Genomic DNA, 22,599 nt, shown 5'->3' on the forward strand with positions numbered 1-22,599 from the left:
CATGTAAATACATACAATAATATGAGATATCTCATATTTTTGTCAGGAGGAAAACATGCAGTTTTTAGCCGAGCCTATGCGCACTTCCTATCTTGAAAAATACCCTATTCAATCCCTCTTCTCCTTTCCGATTACTCCCTACATCCAAGTATGTCAGTTCGAACAAGGTGAATTTATTTTTAAAGAAGGGTCATACCCTGAGTATATGTACTACCTCGTCGAGGGAAAAGCAAAGCTATATGCTACACAAAAAAATGGAAAAGTGTCGCTCATCCATTTTTTACATCCACCAACTTTCATGGGTGAAATTGAACTGTTAAACGCAGAACGTTATTCGAAAGGCATTCAAACAGCCACAAAAGCAGTTTGTCTTGCTATTCCTATTCACGCATGTAAAGATAAATTATTAACAGACGCTACTTTTTTAAAATATTTATGTATCTTTTTAAGTCAAAAAACAACGATGTTCTCAGCCAAATATACACAAAACCAAGCATATCCGCTTATAAATCGTCTTGCTGCTTTCATCCTTTTGTCAGCCGACCATGATTTTTATAAAGAAAAACATACAGAAGTATGTGAATACTTAGGCGTCTCCTATCGCCATCTTCTGCACGTCTTTGCCCAATTATGTGAAGCCAATGTCATTGAAAAACAATCACGGGGCTACATCATCCGAGACAAAGAACGTTTGCAGGAACTGGCTAAAGAGGTTTGACAAAAGAACATTATAAAAAGGCTCACCAACAACCCCTAACATCCTCTCAAAATGATTGGTTTTCATAACCGTCCATTTTAAGAGGATGTCTGAAAAAAGGTGGCTTTCGTTTTCTGATTCTTATCGTTTGATTAAGAAACCGAACTCGCTTCTTCCTTGCCCATTTCCTTTTCCAATTGAGCAATTCGTCCATCAATGGTATTGCGATAGTAAGAGGAGTTAACTTGATGTTCTAGACGGTCTAAATACGACTCCATTTCCTCAAAGCGAGTGAATGACTTCGTCGAATCATTTACTTGGTTTATACGATGATGGGCACGGGCGATATTCTCGCGTCCCATTAGTTCCATTCGTTTAATATGCATATCTTTCAATTTATGTTTCATTTCTTCATATTTTTGCTCGAGCTCATCTAGCTGCTTTGTTGCTTGTTGAAGAGATTCATTTAATTTAGCCGCACGCTCTTCATATTGTGCTTGTTCATTTAAGGTAAACTGATGCAGGTCGCTTTCGCCCGCTTGCGAAGCAATGTCAGCTTGATGTTTACGTTTTACAGCCATGGCTATTGCATCGCGATGTTCCCGTGTGAATTCCTCTTTTAACAAATATTGACGTTCGACGAGCTTGCGTACTTTTTCGGTTTCATGCTCACATTGACGTAAATATTGATTTAATAGCGCAATCGGATTTTTTTGTTCTTTTTGATCTAATAATTCATGAAAATCAGCAGCTACTACATGTTTAATACGCGTAAATAGACTCATTTTTTCTTCTCTCCTTTTGAACTTACTATTGATTAATGGCGTTTCAATTCCGCCCATTGTTTTTCAAAGTTTACGAATGGATCAGATCCTTCTTTTACATTTTCTTTGTTTTCATTCCATTTCTTATAAACGACATAGAGCACATAAGCTGCGACAAATCCTAAAATCGCTGGAACATTTGAAGCAGAAGCCATAAGCGCAAGAAGGCTGATACTTGCCCACACTACTTTTCGAAAAGTCGTTTCTGCTTTTAAAAACTGTTTAGCAGTGAAATATAACACTGCTAAACCGATGACCAGTGCAATCATTGGGGCCAAGTTGGCAAATAAGACAATCGTCGCTAGTCCTCCCAATAGAAACAACCCTAATTTTTTCATCTTCGTTTTCCTCCTTTCGTCTTCCTTATGTCTCTATCCTACCTTGATCCAAGGAAAGCGATAACGAGCCTAAGCTTTATTTTCCTCTAAGACTTGAGACGTACTGCTCTATACGACCCTTTCAACACCGCTTCATTTCATTCAAGAGCATTGACAGTAATTGTTTAGACCACTTAGGTGAACCTTTGACGTAGCTGTTCTTTGGTCTTGTTAAATTTTCTAAGTCGGTTTATATATAAAAAGGCGATTCAACTACGAAACATTCGTCTGTTGAATCGCCAAAAAAGATATTAGCTTTACACGAAAATTAAATAGTAGCGGATTCTCCCTTTCCTCGGAGAATCATGTGTAAAAATTCCTTGCATTGCGGCAATGATACCCCAATCATTGGCCCTAAGAAAAAAGCAATAAAAATGGTACCAATTCCAACAGGACCTCCTAATAGCCAGCCGCATAAAAACACAAGAATTTCAATTCCATTTCGCACCCATTTCACACTCCATCCCGTTTTTTCAACGAGAATGAGCATGAGGCCGTCACGCGGTCCCGCTCCTAAACCAGCAGCAACGTAAAGGCCAATTCCATACCCAATGACGATGACACCAATCATAAACACCGCAGCCTTGGCCCACATGCTATGTAAATCTGGCAGCATATAATTAAAAAAATCAATAAACACTCCGAGAAGAAGCATGTTTAATACTGCCCCAATTTTCGGAAGTGATTTCGTTACAATCGATGTTATCAATAATATGATAAACCCTGCGATAATGGCCCATGTTCCTATAGTCAGCCCAAACTGTAAAAACAGACCATAATGGAAAACATCCCACGGCCCAATGCCAAGGTCCTTCCCTTTAATAGTCAATGCTACGCCAAACGCCAATACCATTAGCCCTAAAATAAAAAAAGACCAGCGAATGATGGCTTCTCTTTTCATAACTCTTCCTTCTTTCGTAAAAAAATTCCCTTGAATACTATAACATATTCACATTGCGATTAAAAAAGGAGGATGGCATAAAAAACATCCTTTTTATGCCATCCTCACATTGTCATTTTTATTTCGTTCCATATTTTATGATCTCTTTCTCATCCAATGCTTTTATATCGTTCCCTTAATTCGATACACTCTTTCCGGACGTCCAACTGCTCCGTATGATAAATCAGGGGCAATTTCTCCTTTAGAAACGAGATACTCCAAATATCTTCTGGCGGTCGAGCGGCTGGCGCCAATCTCCCTGCCTACTTCATCAGCCGTTAATCCGTCAGTGCCTTTTTCAATCACATTGCATACTTTCTCTAAAGTCAATCGGTCAATTCCTTTTGGAAAATACCACTTCTTTTCCTCCCTTTGCCGATTTTTCTGCATGAGTTCATCAATGGTCTCTTGATCCATCGCTTCTTTTTCACCCATCCACTTTTTCCATTTCTGACAATAATGCTTATAGTTTAATAGAGTTTGTTCAAAGCGCTGGAAAATAACAGGCTTCACAATATAATCAAAAATCCCCAGACTAATGGCCTCTTTAACGGAGTCTACTTCTTTTCCTGCCGTAATCATAATGACATCTGTGCGGTAATGTTGTTGTTTCATATATCGAAGAAGCTCTAGCCCGTTCATATCAGGAAAATAAAGATCCAACAGCACAAGATCCGGCTGAAGAATGTTCAACTGTTCTTTCGCTTGCTCCTCATTAATTGCAATCCCAATCACTTCATACCCTTCAACCTTATTAATAAATCGACGATGAATTTCAGCAATACGCTCATCATCTTCAATGATTAATACCGTCATCCATTTCTCTGCTTGTTTCTCCCCCATTGTTCTCCCCCTGTCTCACCGCTGTTCGTTGTTTTGGAATTGCCACAATAAACACGGTACCTGACATATCTGCTGAATGAAACGTAATATTCCCCTCTAATCGTTCTACCGCTTTTTTGACGAGCGCTAAACCAACCCCTCGGTTTTCTTTTGCTTTCGTTGAAAATCCCATCTCAAAAATTTGTTCAGCCTGCTTTTCTGCGATACCTTCCCCGTTATCTTCCACTTCGATAATTAAATCTTCTCCTAAATCAGTAAAAAAGACTTCCACACATTTATTAGGCGAACCAATCTCTAAAACCGCTTCCATTGCGTTATCTATTAAATTACTAATAATAAGAACAAGGTCATCGCGATCAAGGGAAGAAGGAATATCCTTAAAACTGCTCTCCCTGTCAATATGTAGCTGTACTTTCAATTCGCTCGCTCGATTAAACTTTCCAATTAACAATCCACCAATCATCGGATCTGGAATTTCTTTCATAATAAATTGAAAAAGATTTTGATGAATGTCAGACTCTCTTGTAATGAGGTCAATGGCTTGCTGGTACGACTCTAGCTGGATGAGTCCTGATATCATATACAATTTATTGGAGTATTCATGAGCCTGGGCCCTTAACGCTTCTGCATATCGCTTCACTTGAGAGAGCTCTTCTGTCAGCCTGTATAGTTCAGATTTATTCCGAAAGCTGGCAACAGCCCCAATGACATTCCCATCATGATTTCGTACAGGAAGGCGATTGGCGACCACAAAATGATCCCCTATCATTGTTTCTTCATCGTATTCGGCCTGTCCTGTCCGAATCACTTCTAACAAACGCGAATTAGGTAAAAAATCGAAAATTTGTTTTCCAAGGATCCCTTCTCCATTCTCTAACCCGAGAAATTCCAACGCGGTATGATTGATGACTGTAATTTCACCTTTTGCATTGACCGCAAGAAGCCCTTCACGAATAGATTCTAAAATAGCTTGTTTTTCCATATATAACCGACCGATTTCTTTCGGTTTTAAACCAAACAGCGCTTTATTCACGCTATATCCAATCATTGCCGCACCAAATGTCCCTATTATTAAAATTAAAGCAGCAAATAGAATGATTCGATTTCGATAGACGATGGTCATTTCTTCAATATCACTAATGGAAAAACCAACAGACACCACACCAATCACTTGATTATCTTCATTAAAAATAGGCGCTTTTCCCCGCAAAGAAGGGCCAAGTGAACCGATGGCTTCCGAGATAATGGACTTTCCTTTTAATACTTCCCCATTATCTCCGCCCATCATTTTTTTCCCAAGACGTTCTGGGATTGGGTGGGAATATCGAATCCCGTCTGCATTCCCTACGACAATGAATTCCGCTTTCGTTTTTTGGCGAATCGTCTCAGCAAACGGCTGAATGATGCCGGAAGGGTCGGAACTCGCAAACCCTTTTTGTATTTCAGGAGACAGCGCAATCGCTTCTGCAAGTGTTAACGCTCTTTGTCCAATTTGTTCTTTGAGCATTTTAACTTCCATATCATGAAAAATGGCTCCCATTACTATCACGACTAAACATAAAAGCAAACCGATTAGTACAATGAGCTTATGATGTAATTTCAAAGCAGTTTTCTCCCTTCTTCTTTCTATTGTAATCTGAAAATTCCGTTCATTCAAAACAAAAAAAAGACACATCGCTCACTTTTTGTCAGCGTGTGTCTTTTTCCGTTATCCTTCTACTGTCACAACTACTTGCTTCCCTCTTAATTTCAATAAGATAGGTACTAAAATCCAAGCTGCCGCAATGAGTAAAAAGACGAGAGAAATCGGCTTTTCGATAAAAATCATAAAATCACCATTCGAAGCAGTTAGTGCTCTTCGCATATTGTTCTCAATCATCGGCCCTAATACAAGCCCTAGTACAAGCGGAGCCAGCGGATAATCATGCTTCGCTAGAAAATAGCCCGCTAAGCCACATACCATCAGCAACAGCAAATCAAAGATGCTAACTTGTACCGCATATACCCCGAAAACCGAAATCGCGACAATAATTGGAAGTAAATATTTTGGCGGAGTTTGAATGATTTTCGCAAATACTTTTACAAGCGGCATGTTTAGTACAAGAAGCATAACATTTCCAATGAACATACTGGCAATAAGTCCCCACGCGACTTGGGGATGATCTTCAAATAATAATGGACCTGGCTGGACATTGTACATAATGAGTGCTCCCATTAAAATCGCTGTGGTCCCTGAGCCTGGTATTCCTAACGTTAGCAACGGGATCATTGCTCCCCCTGATGCTGCATTGTTAGCCGACTCTGGTGCTGCCACTCCTTCAATAGCCCCTTGTCCAAATTTTGAAGCATTTTTACTAATCTTCTTTTCCAAGCTGTAGGAAAAGAAAGAAGCAAGCGTTGCTCCTGCCCCTGGCAAAATGCCAATGAAAAAGCCGAGAATGGAGCCGCGTAAAATAGGGGCTGAGCTATCTTTTAGATCCTTTTTCGTTGGAAGAATGCGTGTAATCTTATTGACTTCTCCATCATTTTGTTCTCGCTCTAAAATTGCTTTAAATACTTCTCCTAATGCAAACAAACCAACTGCTACTGTTAAAAACTCCAACCCCTGATAAAGAATCGGAACATCATACGTAAAACGGGCAACACCTGAGACATTATCCATCCCAATTGTCGCAAGCAGTAATCCAAATACCGTCATCATTAACGCTTTCGTCGTTGAATTCCCTGCCAAACCACTCACAGCACATAACCCTAAAATCATAAGAGCAAAATATTCAGCGGGTCCAAACTTTAAAGCCACATTAGATAATGGCTGCGCTAAAAAGACGAGAGCGACAATGGACACAATAGCCGCGACAAAGGAGCCGATGGCCGCAATCGATAAAGCGGCTCCTGCCCTTCCCTGTTTTGCCATTTGATAACCATCTAATGCCGTGACAACGGATGAAGATTCCCCTGGTGTATTCAGCAAAATAGATGTGGTAGACCCTCCATACATCGCGCCATAATACACCCCTGCCAATAAAATAATAGAACTTGCCGCAGCTTCCTCAGGTCCAAGCCCACTTGTTAACGTAGCGGTAACTGGAATAAGCAGCGCTACTCCGCTCATTGGTCCAATGCCTGGCAGGACCCCAACCGCCGTTCCAATTAACACCCCGAAAAAGGCAAAAGCTAAATTGTACCATGCTAGAGCTGTTTCAAAACCATTGAACAAATAGTGAAGTGCCTCCATTATTTCCCCTCCTCTCTACATTCCTAGCCAAATTGGAAAACCAGGCAATGACCCTTTTAATACTTCCACAAAAACAAAATAAATGCCGTAAGAGAATATCCCTGAGATGACAATCGTTGAAAGCCATTTTCCCCTTTCCATCGTTTGAAAGCCAATTAATAGAAACAGAAATGTCCCAATCACATATCCGATATCTTCGAGAAAGTACGCGTAGGCTACAGCTGAAAGAAAGATGATGAAAAAGCGTTTGTAGTCATAAGCAAGCTTCTCTTTCTCCTTGTGTCGATAACGAAGTGTTTCCAAAAATAAACGAATGCTCAATAAGATTAAAATAAGGCCAAGACCCATTGGGAAAATATCAGGTCCAACATTGCTTCCATACGCGCTTTCTGAAATTTTTCGGCTTTCGAAAATGAAACCTGCACCGATAATCAGAAAAATAAAGCTCGCATAGCGGTCAAACTGCTTGCTCATCGTTCCCCCTCCTTTTGTGTGACACACTCTTCTCTATAAAACGTCAACCTCGTTGCTCTAGCATTTCGCCCCAAAAGACCAAAGCGCTTTTGGGGCCTCCTTGTTCAAACTGTTATTTCTGCATGCCAAGTGCTGTCAATAATTCGGTAATTAGTTGTTCTTGCTCTTCTAAATAACTCTTAAACTCATCCGCATTTTTATATTCGCCTACCCAAGCATTTGTCTCTAACTCTTTTTTCCACTCTTCGCTTTCAGAAATCGCTTTCAACTTTTCACTCCAAAATTTGAATGCTTCTTCTGACATCTCTTTCGGTCCAAACACCCCGCGCCAAATGATAAATTCAGCATCGATGCCTTGCTCTTTCATCGTTGGAATCGCTTGCAAATCACCCGTTAAACGCTCTGGAGCAGAAACTGCCAATACCTTAATCTTTCCAGCTTTTAAGTATTCGCCGACACTGGAGGCATCGGTTGCAATCACATCTGCATTCCCTCCGAGTAAAGCCGCAATCGCTTCTCCTCCACCATCATAGGACACATATTTCATTTGCTTAGGATCGACTCCTGCCTTGAACGCCGGCAATACGGCAATTAAATGGTCCATCGAACCAGGCGCAGAACCTCCCGCCACCGTTAAATTTCCAGGATTGGCCTTTAAATCGGCCATTAATGTTGGCAAGTCATTATACTTAGAGTCCGCTGGTACGACAATCGCTCCATAATCTTTCAACAATTGGGCTAACGGCGTTGTATCTTGATAGCCGTAAGGGCTGTTTCCTTCTTTTTTCAGATTATTAATAAGAATTGGTGGTGAGTTGACGAATAGCTTGTAATCATCCTTTACGTCCTTTGTGGCATATTCCGCCATAAATACAGCACCGCCGCCTCCTGGTTTATTTTCAACGGTCATCGTTTGTTCGACAAGCTTCGTTTCAGCAGCCGCTTTCGCTAAAGACCTCGTCGTCTTATCCCAGCCGCCGCCAGCTCCAGATGGCGCAACGACTACAATTGGTTTGTCTGGATACGAACTCGACTCAGACGGCTTAGCTGTTTCAGAAGCCCCTCCCCCACAGGCTGCTAATCCAAATGCCATCACTCCCGCCATCATTGTGAAAGCCCATCTCTTTTTTGTTTTCATTGTATTACCCCCTTGTTTATTTGAAAGCGTTTACTTTGTAACTGAATGATAACAACAAATCTCCAAAATTCACACATTATTACAATAAGAGAAATAAAATTCATAAAAAGGATTTTGTTCATTTTGTGCATGAGAATGGAGATTGAGAGAGTAGAAAAGAAAAATTCTCACTTGACGAGCTCTAAAGCATGACTGATTCCTTATGCTTTCAGCGATGAATCAATTATCTTCACAACAAAAAAACCGGCCATGTGAATGCCAGCTTTTTAGTGTGGGTACGGAAGATAAATGGAAACCGTTGTTCCTTTTCCTTCTTCGCTTTCAATATGAATATGTCCGTTATGACGTTCAATAATTTTAAAGCTTGTCATTAGCCCAAGCCCGGTTCCTTTTTCTTTCGTCGAGTAAAACGGCTCTCCTAATTTAGCTAAACGATGTTTAGGAATACCGCAGCCATTATCATGGACGCGAACACAGAAAAACTGTTCATGTGTAAAGGCTTCCACCGTAATTTTTCCTTTTTCTTCGGTTGCATCCAATCCATTTTGAATCACATTGATTAAAACTTGTTTTAATGAATTCACGTTCCCTCTAATGAAGGAAACAGCAGGATGGACGTGAAAGGTCATTTCTTTATTTTCCAGCAGCGCTTCTGTTTGAATAAGTTGAATTACTTGTTCAATTAGCTCTACCATATGAATTGTTTCTATTTTTTCACCACTATGTGGCTTAGCCAAAGTCAAAAATTCAGAAATAATGGTTTCCACACGCTCCAGCTCTGTTAAGACAATCGTAGAGTACATCTCATTGTATTCACGAGTGGAAGCAAATAATTGCATAAACCCTTTAATGGATGTAAGCGGATTTCGAATCTCATGGGCTACTGCTGCCGCCATTTCTCCAACTACGGCTAATTTTTCGGAGCGCCGCAGCAATTCATCCGTTTCCTTTCGTTCCTGCACATTTCTTGAAACCGAGACAAGTTCTTTCAATTCGCCTGTTTGTTCATCATAAATCCCTTTAATGGCGGTTTCTAACCAAATAAGCGAACCGTCTTTCCGTTTTGAACGATAAGTAACCAAAACAGGTTCTCCTGTTTCCAACATATTTTGATGGGCGTGCTGAACGTGAGAAAGGTCTTCTTCGTAAATGTATTCATAAGGGGTGCTTCCCAGCATTTCGCCCGGACTATAGCCAATAAGGGATTGGATGGAAGGTGAAATATAAATATACGTGCCATTAACGTTATGGAGCATAATGACATCTGATAGATGCTCTGCCAGCAGTCGATATTTTTGTTCACTCTCTTTGAGCGTTTCTTCCATTGCTTTTTTTTCCGTTATATCTACAATTTGCCCTAATAAATATGGTTTTTTTGTCCGATCATCTTTAATAACAGATAGATTTAATAACCCCCACTTAATTCTTCCTGATTTATCAATATATCGCTTCTCCATATGATATTCACTGCGGCGTCCATCTAAAATTTCCGCTAACATCCGCATGTCTTGCTGAAAATCCTCGGGATGTGAAATCTCTTCCACTGAAAGAGCGGACCATTCTTCTTTCGTGTATCCGATAAATTCACAAAATGCCTGATTAATGTCGGTTATTTTAAAGTCTAATGTGCTAATCATCTGAGGAATTCTTGATTCATAGAATATATCTTTTAATAACGTCGACGTTATCATTATTCTCTTTTCCAATACTTCCACACCTTACTGAGACTTATTAAAAAAAACAGTTACGCACTATATTCTAACAAATCATTCCAACAATCAAAATAAAAAAAATTGAAGCTGTATGAAAAGAGGAAAACGAATTCTTCTCATACAGCCCGCAAAATTCAGGAATGACTAGACATCTTTAACTGTTTCTTTTAATCTACCTTTTTCTTGGAATTCCTTCTTTACTTTTTCAAGCAGTTTTGCATCCGTCAACAAATCATATCCCGTTAACGCCATCGCTTTGGCCCCTAAAATCATCGCTTCACGGCCTTGGTCGCTCATAGATGCTTCCCTGAATTCATGTGTATGACAAGCATAAAATTCAGAGCATATTTGAATGTATGGATGAATAGCTGGGACCACTTGACTGACATTCCCCATATCAAGAGAGCCATGGTCTCCCTCATCCTCATAAATTTCCTCTGGGTTCACACCCAATTCAATTAAATTTTCTGTAAAGGCATCTGATAGTTCCTCATTTGTTACCATATCATCATATGAAAATTCATAATTAGATACTTCAAGACGCGCTCCAGTCGCCAGCGCCGCTGCTTCTGCACAAGCTTGTACCTTCTTCGTTACTTCATTCACGTAGCTGCGGCTCGCCGCTCGAACATAAAATTGAGCAACCGCATAGTCAGGGACTATATTCGCTGCTTTACCACCTTCAGGAATGATTCCATGAATACGTACATCTGGCTTTACATGCTGTCGTAAAGCATTAATGCTGTTGAATGTTTGAATTACGGCATCCAATGCGTTAATGCCTTCATGAGGAGCTGCTGCTGCGTGAGCAGATTTTCCGAAAAATTCAAACTGAACAGCATCCATCGCAAGAGAGGTTCCACTGCGCTGATGGCAATAATATGGATGAACCATTAAAGCAGCATCTAAATGGTCAAATACCCCAGCCTCTGCCATCGTCACTTTACCGCCGCGCGTTTCCTCTGCTGGCGTTCCGTACACGTAAATTTTGCCGCCGCACTCCTCTGCGACACTGCTTAATCCAATCCCTGCTGCAATGCCCATCGTTCCAATAAGATTATGGCCACATGCATGCCCCAAACCAGGAAGAGCATCATACTCCGCCATAAAACCTATAGAAGGGCCAGGTTTTCCGGTGTCATATACAGCCGTAAAAGCCGTCGGCAGTCCACACGTACCGACTTCCACTGAGAATCCATGCTCCTCTAGCTTTTCCGTTAACACTTTGCATGCTTTTACTTCTTCATGGCCAAGTTCAGGATTTTCTCCTATAAATTGACTAATTTTATAAAAGTCTTGCTGGAGTTCCTCTATTTTTGCTGTAATGATTTTTTTCATCTTCGTAACCCCTTTATCCGTTTATGTCCAACGCGCTAACTTGATATATCTTCAATACTTTCATTGTATCGAGACGTAAGAGAAAAAACCATAGATTTATATACACGTATGCAGAACGTGAGGAATACGTCATGTTATATATTCCACTTAATAACTCGACACAGCTTCATTTGATTCAGGAACATTTCCAATGGTTATTCAGACCACTTGAATTAGCCCTCAAAGGTTCACCTATGCGGATGACACCAACCCCGCAAGGGGGGTGACAGCCGCTTAGGTCTAGTGATATGACCGTTCTTTGGTCATGTCGAATTTTCTAGGTCGATTTATATACATGAAAAAGATGTGCCGCTTCTGGACATCTCCAATAGCGACACACCTTCTATTATACACTTAATAGAGTGCTCTCTTCTTGTTCTAGCAATTTGATCGCTGTGTTCCGAATCAGCTCTGGAAGGATATGAAACGTATATGGCTTATAGACACGTTCTGTCCATTTATGCCCGTCTTTCCCATACACTCCCATATTGATAGAGGGAATATTCAATTCTCGGATGCTGTTAACCGGAACTGGATAAATCGCCTCCCATTCAGGCAAATTGTGAATGAGCGAATCAATTTCTTCATCTGTTTCATGTAAGGAAAGGAAGCTGCCATCTGCTAAATACGGGAAAAACTTTTTCAAAGCAAATTGTTCACCTGTTTGTCTTTCCGCTTCTGTCAGCACTTCTTTAATAAGTTGAAGAAGTTTCGCATCGCGCTCATTTCCTTCATTTAAATAATTATGCGGCAAATAAGGTGGAGCAAAGAAAATAATCACTCGTGGCTTTTTTTCCGGGTCCAAATTTTGCAAAGCCTCGACTATTTGAAAACAGAGTGCCCTTGGCTCAAGGTGAGGATGTTCTTCCCTTACGGCTTTCGCCGCCTTCAAAGCCGGTATTCCCTTTGATTCGAGCTCCTCCACAAAATCCGCTAAAGTCGTTACCTCAATAAACCAAGACAGTTCTTTTCCCGGTAAACCAGTTCGCTTTAAAAATTGCTCGTATTGCTTTAAAAAGTAAAATTCTACTTCCACACAAGCTTCTTTCGTGATAACTGTCAGCTTATCGAGCACTTCTTTAGCCGTCCGTTCGTAAAGAAAATAATTAAAATACAAGTAGCTGCTTGTCGCTGTCTGTACTGTATAGAACTCTTTATTATCCCGTTGCTGCAAACATGTCGGCGGAAGCGTTAATTCCCCTTCGATATTTTCAGCTAAATCTAAATTATTATGAATCCGGCGCGTAATTTCCGCTGCGACAAAATTAGGATCAATGCTAGAAAGGGTATCGCCTACATGGGCTTCACGTCCGTATATATAAAAGCTTGGCAAAATCTTTCCAGCGGCTCCTGTATAGATGTAACGCTGGGAGTCTCCTTTGTACAGCGGGGTGATGAAATCATCGTTAATGGCTGAGACATATTCCAGTCCATATATTTCTTTTAATCTTCTTAACTCAGTGACAGCAGAAATAATGCCTTGATGCTGACTTTCTTCGTCAGGATTAAACATTAAAAGAATATTCCCTGTAAACCCTTCCAAATTCTCCGTAAAATATAAAGTATTGACTAAATGAACGGCCGCCCCGCTTTTCATATCAACAGCCCCTCTTCCAAACAGCCAATCACCTGATTGAGCGTCTACTTGAACGTCCTGATCATTCTCATATGACGAAAAAAACGCTTCTAGTACATCAGAGTTTAAGGCATCTGACTTTAAATGACCAAAGTCTTCAATGCCAACCGTATCAATATGCGAATGGAAAATGACCGTCTTATTTGATTCCTTTTTCCCTCTCACAAGTGCAAAAATATTTTTTCGTCCGAGCCGGTCCCCTGGGATGATTTGTTCCCACAATAGATGAGGATTTTCTTGAAAATATGGAAAGCTTTGAAGCACCGCTTTAATAGAATCCGCTACTGCGACTTCCCCTTCCGTTCCATTAATACTTTGAATCCCTACTAAATGACGCGTCAAAAACTCAGCTTGTGAAGGCAAATCCATCTTCCATAGTTGATGATACATCTCATCGTTCCCCCTTGCATTTTCCGTATAGCGGAAACCTTTTCTGTTTTTATCTTTAACTTAACTATAATTCATTCAGAAAATTTTGTCATCCATTTTTATCGAATTTTTTTAGTTATGAAAAAGAAAAAAGAAGGGGCCTATAAAAGGGGATATCCCCTCTTTAGACACCTTCAACAATACCTTTTTCTCAAAACCATTTGGGCTCATGAGACAGTCTTCATATTCTCTATCAGTAAAATCTCCCCATCCCAGTGGAAATTTCTTTCGCTGCATATTTCACTTTTTCAATCAAAGAAGGAAGACGTTCCTCTGTAAACCGGAAGCTTGGTGCGTTAATACTGACGGACGCAACTACTTTATCCCCATAACCAAAGACTGGCGCAGAAATAGACACGGTTCCTTCTGTTCGCTCCCCTTTACTAATGGCATAACCTGCTTCTCGAATTTCTAACACTTGCAGTCGTATTGCTTCTTTCTCTTCATTAGACAACCGTAATTTCTCAAGAATTTGTTCTTTTTCTTCCTCTTTTAAATACGAAAGTATCGCTTTGTTCGGTGCCCCCACATGTAAAGGTCCCTTTGTTCCCAACGTTTCGGCAATCCGGACTTTTAAAGGGCTATCAACGATTTCAACGGTCATTCCATAGACGTCATCTTGAATGTTCAAGTAAATACTTTCTTCTACTTCTAAAGCCAATTTTTCCATGACAGGACGAGCTGCTGCGCGAAAGTCGATGCTATCAAGAACACGCAGACCAATTTCCATCCACGTATAGCCAACTTTATAATGCTTTGTGCTGCGGTTTTGCATGACAAGCCCATGATCCATTAAGGAGTTCAACAAGCGGTGCATCGTACTTAACGGCAGTTCTGTCCGTTCTGCTAATTCAGTAATGGACCAATCGGTTTTATGCGGATCCGAAACTAAGATTTGAATAATATGCATTGCACGGTCAATTGATTGAACCATTTGTTTTCTCCTATATTCGCAGTATAGTTATTGAATAATTATACTATTTATCTACGAACATATTCAATGATGATCCAACTCTTTTATTGACTATTCAGCCTTTTTGAAAGAGCGAGATGATGATGAGTCCTTCTTTTTATAAACATTTTGAAAATAATCAACTGTTACTGCTTTTACTTCTTTATTTAATAACAATAACGCTACTACATTTGGAATAATAACAAGAGCTAACAAAATATCAAGGAACTGCCATACAAGCTTTAATCCTCCAATTGCCCCTACAAAAATAGCCCCTATGTAGACAAAGCGCATGATTTTTGAAAAAGTGGTACCAAATAAATATTCCGCTTGTTTTTCTCCGTAATAAATGATGACAATAACCGTTGACAGCACAAAGAAAAATAAACATATAGTCATATAAGTTCCCGCGATCTCTTTTCCAAACACTTGGCTCCACGCTTCTGTGACCATCGTAGAAGCTTGTTCTGGCGCCACTTCTGTCCATACTCCTGAACTTAAAATAACGAACGCTGTGATCGTACAAATAATCAGTGTATCCACAATCACTTCAAAAATGCCCCAAAATCCTTGTTTGGCAGGATGATCCACTTTCGCAGTCGCATGAGCAATCGGTGCCGTTCCCATGCCTGCTTCATTAGAGTAAACCCCTCGTGCAAGTCCCCAGCGAATGGCTGCCGCTACCCCTGCGCCGGCAAATCCGCCTGCTGCAGAAATCGGTGTAAACGCATGTGTAATAATGAGCGAAAAGACAGATGGAATGGCTGAAGCATTAACAACCATCACCGCAATGGACCCAATAATGTAAATACCAACCATAAACGGAATAAACTTCTCTGTCACCTGACCAATTCGTGAAATTCCTCCGTAAACAATGATGCCAATTAACACTATGATAACTGCTCCTGTAATAGCCGGCGGGATATTAAATGCTCCTTGCACAGTTGTCGCAAGAGAGTTGGACTGCACCATCGTGCTCGCCACAATTTCCAGCATTAAACCAAATGCAAAAAACGCAGCGACCGGTTTCCATCCTAAGCCTTTGTCAATATAGTACATCGGGCCCCCAACCCATTCACCCTCTTCATTTTTTTGGCGGTACTTTACCCCAAGTACAACTTCTGAGTACTTGGCCGCCATTCCAATTAAGGAAACAATCCACATCCAAAAAATCGCACCAGGTCCCCCAAAAGCAATCGCAACTGGCACACCAATAATATTAGACGCTCCAACAGTCGAAGCCAAAGCAGATGTAGCAGCTTGAAAGGGGGTCAACGAACCTTCAGAACCATTGGATTTATTTAAAATATTTCCAAATGTTTGCTTGATGATATGTGGCAAATAGCGGAATTGGAAAAATCCTAAGCGAATCGTGAGAAAGATTCCTCCTCCTAACAAAAGCAACATCATCGGAAGTCCCCATATTACCCCTGTGATTGCTCCAATTACCTCCATAAATCTCCCCATACTGTCTCTCTCCTTTTTGTGAAATTTACCCATCCTAAAGATAGCGCTTACAATAACATTTGACTAACCAAGCATAACAAACTCCCCCTTAACAATTCCGTATTGTGGAATTGTTTTCTATTTACAAATCATTATAATCCGAAACAAAGATAATTGTCTATATTCATAAAATTTTATGAATTTTTTATACTTAATCTATAAAAATTTACCTAAGTCGATGTCGCCAATCCTGTAAGGCGAGTGACAGCCGCTTAGGTCTAGAAAATTTGCTTCATCTCTTTTTTTCTAGTAAAATGGAAAACTGTGTGTTTCAAAAGGATAGAAAAGTAAGGTCACCGTTCAAAAAAAAGATGACACACTACCTCTCCATTACTCACATAAACTTGTATAAACCTGAAAGGAGTTTTGATAAAATGTCGCTGAGCAGACTAAGAACAGAACACGAGGAACAAAAAAGTCCCCTTGAATTAAAAGAGGATTTAGAGAACCTTGAGTATCAGCTCTTTCGCATGCAGGACAATTTAAAAGAAATTGCAAAAGACAACCAAGTCATAGGGATTGAACAAACGAAAGAAGAGAAGTGGGTTATTGTCTCGACAGTGGATGATGGTCACTTATGTAAAATCATGCTGAATGATTGCGAACGCTCTTATAAAGGAAAATGGGATTTTACCATTCACGCTACTTATTCAGATGAGAACCGTATGCATATTGCCGATATTAAAGGACCTGCTAACAAAGGATTCGGTTCAATCTGCATGAAGTACTTAAAAGAAATTGCACGAGAACAAAATGTTCCCTACATTACAGGAGACATAGCCGAAAGAGATTGGGATCATGTGAACAGACTTATTCATTTCTATGAAAAGCATAACTTTCAAGTAACGGTTGATGAAGAAACAAAATCTGGTGAAATTAAATGGAATGATTTATATCAATAAGCGAAAAGGTCATTGACGCTTATATTATGCTCGGTTACTAGAGTCATTCGATTTGATTTCTATTCCATCAGAACCTTCTCCCTGAAAGGGTCGAACCGTTTCTTACTAATAGATGACTTCTACATGGCAAACGACCAGGTAGAAGCCATCTATTTTTTTGTGTGGACATCGCTTCATAGATGACATTATTTTTGATTGCACATTGGCAACCGTGCTATCCTTTTGTAGAATGAGAAGAAGAGGAAAAATGACCGGACAAAATCTGGAGGCAAGTGACCGATGGATAAAGAGCTTGGCACTAATCAAAGAAAAATGATGTTTTGTAGATATTGTACTTCAACCGTGAATTTGTCCCCCTTGACTCTTTGGGAGAAACGAGAAGATACTCATTATTATTGCTCCGAACATATGAAAGATGCCCAACAGTTTAATGCTATACGAAAAGCCGCTTTTTTAGAATATTATTCGATTGAGGAACATCGAGATAAACTTTCGTTTCCACTGCTTCGTTTATATAATGAATGGGCCGGTCATCTTGAAACGTCAGCACAGCAGAAAGAAATTGAAGAAAAGCGGCGAGCCCACCTCTTTGATGAAAAATGGCAAACGATAAAAACGCAAAAAAAATTGAAAAAAATGCGGGCCGAAAAAGAAAAACAAGCGAGGAAAAACAATAGCCTTTTCCATCAATTATTCAAGCAAAAGTAAACTTGATCGCCATTAGAAGCTTTCTATCATTTTTATTTTTTAAATTTTTACCATCTTTCTAAAATACTTCAACAGGCTAACACAATAGCAGTTGTGTAGATTCATTAAAAAAATGTATCGTTACGACAAAGAAGTCCCGCTTTCCGCAGGACTTCTCCCGTATCTTTTTTCTATATCCAAATATCTTTTAGCTGCCAAATGTTTAGTTCTTCTATCTGAACCGAGCCATTTTTGGCATACAACTGAACACCTAAGCTTGTTCGTTTTGGATACACTCTACTTGTCATGACATTTCGTCCGCCATTTCCAAATACTTCAACAGACGAACGATCTACATAAACATGAAGAGATAGCATATCACCTTCGGGCTCTACCTTGCTTGTCCGAATGCCCTTTACTCCTTTACCTGAATGTTCACGATCAATGAACAGCTTTTGGTCGTAAACCTTAAAGCCAATTACCGTTTTTTCCGTTCCAGCTTCGTCGCACCTTACTTTCAGTCCAAACTCTTCAGCCGTAACATCCTTTAACGAAAAACTCACTTTAATTTCCAGCAAATCTCCCCGTACCCCTGTATCCTTGCTTTCATTATGAACAGATGGAACGGATACATCGATTAGTTGTTCGCGCAGTTTTTCCAGTTCAGGAACAGGTTTCATAAGCAGTTGCTCATCCTCTGTTAAAGTTAGTTCCCTCGGTAATGACATCGCACCAGCCCATCCGTGCTCTTTCGACGGCATCGGTGATTCCCACATATCCATCCAGCCGATGGCAATTCGTCTCCCCTTATCATCTAAAAAGCTCTGAATGGCATAAAAATCATGGCCATGGTCGAGTTCTTTAAATTCTCCACGCGAAAACTCCATCGTTTCATAGTTGAAATCCCCTGTAAGATAACCGGTCTGATAAAGGTTTTGATAGTGATCTCCTTTAGGTTCTATCCCTTGCGGTGAAAAGAGAAGGACATGCTTTCCTCCAAGTTCGATAAAGTCTGGACATTCCCACATATATCCTTCTGTTCCGTTACTTTCAGCAAGCACCCCAAGGTAACTCCATTGCTTCAAGTTTTCGGACTTATACATGACGACTTTTCCAGTCTCTTCTTTTCTTGTGCCAAGCACCATATACCATTCATTCTCATGTTTCCACACTTTAGGATCGCGAAAATGCCCGGAACCTTCCTCTGGAAACGTATCAATGACCGGATTATCAGGATCTTTTTCAAAATGAATACCGTCCGTGCTCGTAGCAATACATTGGCATTGGTCCAATATTTCGGGTATGCGTTGAATAAAAATATTACCTGTGTAAATTAAAGTTAACACTCCATTATTATCTACTGCGCTTCCAGAGAAACATCCATCCCGGTCATATGTCGTCCCTGGGGCGAGGGCAATCGGCAAATGCTCCCAATGCACTAAATCTTTGCTTTTCACATGCCCCCAATGCATCGGTCCCCAATGTTCGTCGAATGGATGATGCTGATAAAAGACATGGTATTCACCTTTATAATGAACTAAGCCGTTTGGATCATTAATCCAATTGGCAGGCGCCATAATATGATAGCCTAGTCGGTAGTCTTTTCGGATGTGCTTCGCTTTCTCCCAAACAGCAGCTTCTGCCTTCGCAATTTCCTTCGGTAATTCCGTTTCCATCCCGCTCACCCAACTTTCCGAGTCATTTCGTTTGCTTTTCTACTTTATTATGAACTAAAAACGGCATGATAACACGATACGTTTCACATTCAAGCATAGGACATATCTTTCTTTTCGTTTGCTTCATTCAGGAATGCGCAATCCACTTTAATCCAAAACCACAACCTTAACGACTTTTCGTCCCCACGATAGCGCCTTAGCCCGTGTTGGCATTAATACATCGATTTTATGTCCTTGAATAGCGCCGCCTGTATCTCCAGCAACAGCCACGCCATAGCCTTCCACCCATACTTTCTTGCCAAGTGGAATAACGGCTGGATCAACCGCAATCAATTTCAAATCAGGATTATCTTTAATATTGTATCCAAGTGCCGTCCTATAGCCGTTTGCATTTGTTTCTTCATGACTGTAAGCGGTCGCAACCATATACATCTCTTTTCCTTCAACATGTGCTGCTGAACTATTGGCAGAAGCTCCAGTAGTCGTGGGTCGGACCGATTGTGCTTCTTTTGCCGCTCGTTCTCTTTCCGCCTTCTCTCTAGCTGCTTTTGCCGCTCGTTCGCGCGCTTCTTCTTGCTCTTTTTTAATCTGCTCTTGAACAGCTTTTAATTGGGAAGCCATTTTTGTTTTTTCTTCTTCTGCCATCGCCATTTGCTGGATAACCTTGCTATACCTTTCTTGCATGCTTGCTAACGATTGTTCTCTTTTTTGTAAATTTTGGTCAAGTTCAGCTTGCTGCTCAGCAAGAATCGCTTCTTCTTTTTCTAAAATTTTCTCTTGGCGATCAATTTCTTTTTTATCTTCTTCAATTTGGAGCAAATCTTCCTGCTGTGCACCTAAAATATCTTTATCTGCATTAATAAGTGTCGTGACCGCACTGGCCCGACGAATAAAATCTGCTAAACTATCCGCTTCTAAAAACATGCTAATAATGAGATTCGTATTATCATTGTGCTGCAAAGCGACAAGCCGCTCTTTCATAATTCCTTTACGTGTCAAAATTTTATCCTGAAGCATAACAATTTCTTCTTTTTTTTCATTAATAAGACGATTTGTTTCTTCAATTTTTTTCTGCGTTTTCTCCAGTGCCTCTTTATTTTTTGAAATAAAAGTATGTAAAGATGCTAACTCTTGTTCAATTTGCGTAATCTCTTGCTGAACAGCTTCTTTTTCTTTCTCTTTTTGCTCGACCATTTCTTCTGTTTGCTCAAGCTTCTGTTCAACCTGTTGAAGAGTTTCCTTGCTTGTTTGTGCGTACATACTAATTGGACTCGACAAACAAAGCAAACCTGTAGACATTACGAGAATCATACGCCTCACTGCTTGCATACGCTTCCCCTCCCTTTTCTATAAATATAGTTATACCATGAAATCGACACCATTCATGTTACAAATAGATTAAAAGTGTGTCGAATCATCAAGTGAAATGTATAATAGAAGGAACTATATTCAAAAAGCCCACCTCAACATCCATGAAAATAAGGATTGTTAAGGTAGGCTTTCTTTCGTTAAAATTCAATTATGAATCCAGTTCTAACCCCATTTACAACTTGAATTTTGCAATAATCTCCTGCAGCTCTTCTGCAATTTTTGTTAACGAAACAGAGGCTGAGTTAACCTCTTGCATAGATGCAAGCTGTTGTTCGGACGCTGAAGCGACCTCTTGTGTACGGTCCGATGTTTCCTTCGCCACTAGCGCCATTTCGTGAATGCTTGCCGATACTTCCTCAGAACTTGCACTCATTTGCTGTGAAATAGCGGAGATTTCATCAAACTGGGCTCCAACATACATCATCGATTGCAAAATTTCTTCAAATGTATCTGCCGTTTCATTAGCAATTTGCAAACCAGTGGACACTCGTTCTTTGACCGTGTCCATCGATTGGGTCGATTGCTCGGTCCCTTTTTGCACTTCTTGAATAATTTCCGCAATTTGCGAAGCTGATTTCGTCGTTTGGTCGGCTAATTTCCGAACTTCTGCCGCTACGACCGCAAATCCTTTTCCGGCCTCTCCTGCTCTTGCAGCTTCAATGGCTGCATTCAGCGACAATAAATTTGTTTGATCAGCAATATCTGTAATTAGTTTTAAAATACCACCAATTTCTTTTGAGCGTTCATTCAGCGCTTTCACATTGAGGTCAGTTTCTTGTACCGACTCAGAAATGGATGACATTTGTGTAAGCGTTTCTTGCACGAGCTTTGTTCCGTGTTCCGCCTTCTGATTTGTTTTCAAGGCTAAATCAGACACTACTGAAACACTTTCCGCTACCCGGCTAACTCCTTTTGCCGTTTCATTCATCGCCCGAGAAGCTTCATCTGTCATTTCTGTTTGATTATCAGATCCTGAAGAAATTTGCTGAATAGATTCGGTCACGACTTCCAGCCCCTTCATGGACTCTTCTGCACTTGCACTTAACTGCTCTGCTGAAGCAGCCACTTGAGCTGATTCGCTTCCAACCGTTTGAATCAGGGAACGCAAATGTTCAGTCATTTGCGTGAAGGATTCATTTAAATCAAACACTTCATCTTTCGTACGAAGGGTTATATGACGAATGGATAAATCCCCTTCCGCAATATCCCGAGCATTTTCTGTTATTTTCTGGATAGGCGCAATGATTCGTTTCGTGAACACTAACGCAAACACAACGCTTCCAACGACTAACGCTAATACCGCAAACGTTGCAAATTGGATAAGAGAGGCGATTTTTGTATGCATCTCATACTGCATCTTCTCATATTGTTGATGAATCACTACTTTCAATTCATAAATGTCATTCGCCACGCCCTTTGTGCGAAGAGATTGACGCTTCACTTCCGCACTATCTTTTGATTCAATCGCTTTTGTTGCTCCTTCGTATAATTCACCAAACTTAATAGAAATTCGTTCGTTTAAATACGAATACTCTTTTTCGTTTAGAGAACTTTTTAGTTTGCTATAAACATCTTTTGTTTCAGTTAAATCTTGAAGAGTATCATAAGCATTACTTTCTGTCATATTGAGAGAATAAGCACCGAGCGATTTTCTTGTACTGCCAATGCTCCCATTCAATGATTCAACATCCATTAAAAGCGAGACAATTTCTTCCGTGGAGGAATTCAAAGATTTCATTTGAAAAATCGTGTATCCAATCAGCATAGAAGACAATAATAAAGGAATTACAGAGATCAATAAAATTTTCTGCCGTAATTTCATG

Annotated in this window: 19 protein-coding genes and 1 pseudogene; 3 read left to right on the top strand and 17 right to left on the bottom strand. The window is 40.2% G+C overall.

Going from position 1 to position 22,599, the window contains the following annotated elements; translation table 11 throughout:
* Nucleotides 1-55 precede the first annotated feature (55 nt).
* Nucleotides 56-718: a transcriptional regulator YeiL gene (yeiL, locus tag ACXAEO_RS16985; protein ID WP_474883213.1), complete on the top strand. Its 663-nt coding sequence runs from the start codon at nt 56-58 to the stop codon at nt 716-718.
* Between the two features lie 131 nt (nt 719-849).
* Here the strand turns inward: yeiL and ACXAEO_RS16990 are convergent, their stop codons facing one another.
* The 13 genes from ACXAEO_RS16990 to ACXAEO_RS17050 all read right to left on the bottom strand — a co-directional run bounded on the left by ACXAEO_RS16990 (nt 850) and on the right by ACXAEO_RS17050 (nt 16,101).
* A complete protein-coding gene (locus ACXAEO_RS16990) occupies nt 850-1,482 on the bottom strand; it encodes a PspA/IM30 family protein (RefSeq protein WP_474883214.1) in 633 nt (210 codons plus the stop codon).
* Nucleotides 1,483-1,514: 32 nt separating this feature from the next.
* Complete coding sequence (locus tag ACXAEO_RS16995; RefSeq protein ID WP_474883215.1) at nt 1,515-1,859, bottom strand: lmo0954 family membrane protein; 345 nt, start codon at nt 1,857-1,859, stop codon at nt 1,515-1,517.
* Between the two features lie 307 nt (nt 1,860-2,166).
* Nucleotides 2,167-2,799: a YczE/YyaS/YitT family protein gene (locus ACXAEO_RS17000; RefSeq protein ID WP_474883216.1), complete on the bottom strand. Its 633-nt coding sequence runs from the start codon at nt 2,797-2,799 to the stop codon at nt 2,167-2,169.
* A 162-nt stretch (nt 2,800-2,961) separates the two neighbouring features.
* Complete coding sequence (locus ACXAEO_RS17005; RefSeq protein WP_474883217.1) at nt 2,962-3,681, bottom strand: response regulator; 720 nt, start codon at nt 3,679-3,681, stop codon at nt 2,962-2,964.
* Nucleotides 3,635-5,284: an ATP-binding protein gene (locus tag ACXAEO_RS17010; RefSeq protein WP_474883218.1), complete on the bottom strand. Its 1,650-nt coding sequence runs from the start codon at nt 5,282-5,284 to the stop codon at nt 3,635-3,637. The genes ACXAEO_RS17005 and ACXAEO_RS17010 overlap by 47 nt, the downstream gene beginning before the upstream one ends.
* 105 nt (nt 5,285-5,389) lie before the next feature.
* Complete coding sequence (locus ACXAEO_RS17015) at nt 5,390-6,916, bottom strand: tripartite tricarboxylate transporter permease (protein ID WP_474883219.1); 1,527 nt, start codon at nt 6,914-6,916, stop codon at nt 5,390-5,392.
* Between the two features lie 15 nt (nt 6,917-6,931).
* Nucleotides 6,932-7,390 carry a tripartite tricarboxylate transporter TctB family protein gene (locus ACXAEO_RS17020; RefSeq protein ID WP_474883220.1) on the bottom strand — a complete coding sequence of 153 codons (459 nt, stop codon included), beginning with the start codon at nt 7,388-7,390 and terminating at the stop codon, nt 6,932-6,934.
* A gap of 112 nt (nt 7,391-7,502) precedes the next feature.
* Nucleotides 7,503-8,528, bottom strand: a complete 1,026-nt coding sequence (locus tag ACXAEO_RS17025) for a Bug family tripartite tricarboxylate transporter substrate binding protein (RefSeq protein ID WP_474883221.1) — start codon at nt 8,526-8,528, stop codon at nt 7,503-7,505.
* 266 nt (nt 8,529-8,794) lie between these two features.
* On the bottom strand, nt 8,795-10,234 hold the full coding sequence (locus tag ACXAEO_RS17030) for a PAS domain-containing sensor histidine kinase (RefSeq protein WP_474883222.1): 1,440 nt from the start codon (nt 10,232-10,234) through the stop codon (nt 8,795-8,797).
* A gap of 150 nt (nt 10,235-10,384) precedes the next feature.
* Nucleotides 10,385-11,578, bottom strand: a complete 1,194-nt coding sequence (locus tag ACXAEO_RS17035) for a M20 family metallopeptidase (RefSeq protein ID WP_474883223.1) — start codon at nt 11,576-11,578, stop codon at nt 10,385-10,387.
* A 385-nt stretch (nt 11,579-11,963) separates the two neighbouring features.
* Nucleotides 11,964-13,643 (bottom strand): M20/M25/M40 family metallo-hydrolase, encoded by a 1,680-nt coding sequence (locus ACXAEO_RS17040; protein ID WP_474883224.1) that lies wholly within the window; start codon nt 13,641-13,643, stop codon nt 11,964-11,966.
* A gap of 232 nt (nt 13,644-13,875) precedes the next feature.
* Nucleotides 13,876-14,616, bottom strand: a complete 741-nt coding sequence (locus ACXAEO_RS17045) for an IclR family transcriptional regulator (protein ID WP_474883225.1) — start codon at nt 14,614-14,616, stop codon at nt 13,876-13,878.
* Between the two features lie 90 nt (nt 14,617-14,706).
* Nucleotides 14,707-16,101, bottom strand: coding sequence for an alanine/glycine:cation symporter family protein (locus tag ACXAEO_RS17050; protein ID WP_474883226.1), 1,395 nt, complete (start codon nt 16,099-16,101; stop codon nt 14,707-14,709).
* 413 nt (nt 16,102-16,514) lie between these two features.
* On the opposite strand from ACXAEO_RS17050, the gene ACXAEO_RS17055 reads away from it, so the two are divergent.
* Nucleotides 16,515-17,042: a GNAT family protein gene (locus ACXAEO_RS17055; protein WP_474883227.1), complete on the top strand. Its 528-nt coding sequence runs from the start codon at nt 16,515-16,517 to the stop codon at nt 17,040-17,042.
* Nucleotides 17,043-17,321: 279 nt separating this feature from the next.
* Nucleotides 17,322-17,750, top strand: coding sequence for a hypothetical protein (locus ACXAEO_RS17060; RefSeq protein ID WP_474883228.1), 429 nt, complete (start codon nt 17,322-17,324; stop codon nt 17,748-17,750).
* 170 nt (nt 17,751-17,920) lie between these two features.
* Here the strand turns inward: ACXAEO_RS17060 and ACXAEO_RS17065 are convergent, their stop codons facing one another.
* From ACXAEO_RS17065 to ACXAEO_RS17080, 4 genes and pseudogenes are all read right to left on the bottom strand, one after another.
* Nucleotides 17,921-19,405 (bottom strand): glycoside hydrolase family 32 protein, encoded by a 1,485-nt coding sequence (locus ACXAEO_RS17065; protein WP_474883229.1) that lies wholly within the window; start codon nt 19,403-19,405, stop codon nt 17,921-17,923.
* Nucleotides 19,406-19,552: 147 nt separating this feature from the next.
* A complete protein-coding gene (locus ACXAEO_RS17070) occupies nt 19,553-20,734 on the bottom strand; it encodes a 3D domain-containing protein (protein WP_474883230.1) in 1,182 nt (393 codons plus the stop codon).
* Nucleotides 20,735-20,948: 214 nt separating this feature from the next.
* Nucleotides 20,949-21,896, bottom strand: a complete 948-nt coding sequence (locus ACXAEO_RS17075) for a methyl-accepting chemotaxis protein (RefSeq protein ID WP_474884256.1) — start codon at nt 21,894-21,896, stop codon at nt 20,949-20,951.
* A pseudogene (locus ACXAEO_RS17080) lies at nt 21,891-22,598 on the bottom strand (HAMP domain-containing protein); the annotation flags it as partial. The gene ACXAEO_RS17075 and the pseudogene ACXAEO_RS17080, both read right to left, overlap by 6 nt.
* Nucleotide 22,599 lies beyond the last annotated feature (1 nt).

The sequence above is a fragment of the Bacillus sp. ABA4_010 genome (assembly GCF_056159105.1).

Excerpts from the sequence above, each read along its gene's own strand:
- ACXAEO_RS16990 (WP_474883214.1), bottom strand. The coding sequence starts at position 1,482 with ATGAGTCTATTTACGCGTATTAAACATGTAGTAGCTGCTGATTTTCAT.
- ACXAEO_RS17040 (WP_474883224.1), bottom strand. The coding sequence starts at position 13,643 with ATGTATCATCAACTATGGAAGATGGATTTGCCTTCACAAGCTGAGTTT.
- ACXAEO_RS17015 (WP_474883219.1), bottom strand. The coding sequence starts at position 6,916 with ATGGAGGCACTTCACTATTTGTTCAATGGTTTTGAAACAGCTCTAGCA.
- ACXAEO_RS17020 (WP_474883220.1), bottom strand. The coding sequence starts at position 7,390 with ATGAGCAAGCAGTTTGACCGCTATGCGAGCTTTATTTTTCTGATTATC.
- ACXAEO_RS17070 (WP_474883230.1), bottom strand. The coding sequence starts at position 20,734 with ATGCAAGCAGTGAGGCGTATGATTCTCGTAATGTCTACAGGTTTGCTT.
- ACXAEO_RS17060 (WP_474883228.1), top strand. The coding sequence starts at position 17,322 with ATGGATAAAGAGCTTGGCACTAATCAAAGAAAAATGATGTTTTGTAGA.
- ACXAEO_RS17025 (WP_474883221.1), bottom strand. The coding sequence starts at position 8,528 with ATGAAAACAAAAAAGAGATGGGCTTTCACAATGATGGCGGGAGTGATG.
- yeiL (WP_474883213.1), top strand. The coding sequence starts at position 56 with ATGCAGTTTTTAGCCGAGCCTATGCGCACTTCCTATCTTGAAAAATAC.
- ACXAEO_RS17045 (WP_474883225.1), bottom strand. The coding sequence starts at position 14,616 with ATGGTTCAATCAATTGACCGTGCAATGCATATTATTCAAATCTTAGTT.
- ACXAEO_RS17055 (WP_474883227.1), top strand. The coding sequence starts at position 16,515 with ATGTCGCTGAGCAGACTAAGAACAGAACACGAGGAACAAAAAAGTCCC.
- ACXAEO_RS16995 (WP_474883215.1), bottom strand. The coding sequence starts at position 1,859 with ATGAAAAAATTAGGGTTGTTTCTATTGGGAGGACTAGCGACGATTGTC.
- ACXAEO_RS17035 (WP_474883223.1), bottom strand. The coding sequence starts at position 11,578 with ATGAAAAAAATCATTACAGCAAAAATAGAGGAACTCCAGCAAGACTTT.
- ACXAEO_RS17075 (WP_474884256.1), bottom strand. The coding sequence starts at position 21,896 with ATGACTGAACATTTGCGTTCCCTGATTCAAACGGTTGGAAGCGAATCA.
- ACXAEO_RS17005 (WP_474883217.1), bottom strand. The coding sequence starts at position 3,681 with ATGGGGGAGAAACAAGCAGAGAAATGGATGACGGTATTAATCATTGAA.
- ACXAEO_RS17050 (WP_474883226.1), bottom strand. The coding sequence starts at position 16,101 with ATGGGGAGATTTATGGAGGTAATTGGAGCAATCACAGGGGTAATATGG.
- ACXAEO_RS17000 (WP_474883216.1), bottom strand. The coding sequence starts at position 2,799 with ATGAAAAGAGAAGCCATCATTCGCTGGTCTTTTTTTATTTTAGGGCTA.
- ACXAEO_RS17065 (WP_474883229.1), bottom strand. The coding sequence starts at position 19,405 with ATGGAAACGGAATTACCGAAGGAAATTGCGAAGGCAGAAGCTGCTGTT.